1 protein-coding gene is annotated in these 419 nt (G+C 62.3%); it reads left to right on the top strand.

What is annotated here, in order from left to right:
- Window positions 1-374: hypothetical protein (locus FNJ47_RS46665; protein WP_163163553.1), on the top strand; the 374-nt coding region annotated here is incomplete at its 5' end.
- Between the last annotated feature and the right edge of the window lie 45 nt (window positions 375-419).

The raw sequence follows: 419 nt of genomic DNA, 5'->3' as shown, positions 1-419 counted from the left end.
TCGAACACCACATTGGCACCCGACGGCACATTGATCGCCTGGCCTGCGGACTGTGCCACGCCGTTGATCAGGAACTCGCCGCCGGCTGCCGTGCCGTTCGAATCCCACAGCTGCAGCTGTGGGATTCGAACGGCACGGCAGCCGGTGGCGAGGTCCTGATCAACGGTGTGGCACAGTCCGCAGGCCAGGCGATCAATGTGCCGTCGGGTGCCAATGTGGTGTTCGATGCCGGGACGTCAGCCGGCACCGATACGCTATGGGCGCGGCTCATTCAGAACGGCACGGCGGGTGGCCGGCGGCTCGTAAAAATACCCCACTCTTCGCGCATTATACTGTGTGAATTAGTGGGGGCCTGCGGCCTGCAGTCGGAATGAATTACTCGAACCACGCTCCTCACCTACAAGCGCAAAAACGCTGCG

The sequence above is a fragment of the Bradyrhizobium uaiense genome (assembly GCF_010811875.1).
GTDB lineage: Bacteria > Pseudomonadota > Alphaproteobacteria > Rhizobiales > Xanthobacteraceae > Bradyrhizobium > Bradyrhizobium uaiense.
This window is presented reverse-complemented; position numbering and strand designations above follow the sequence as displayed.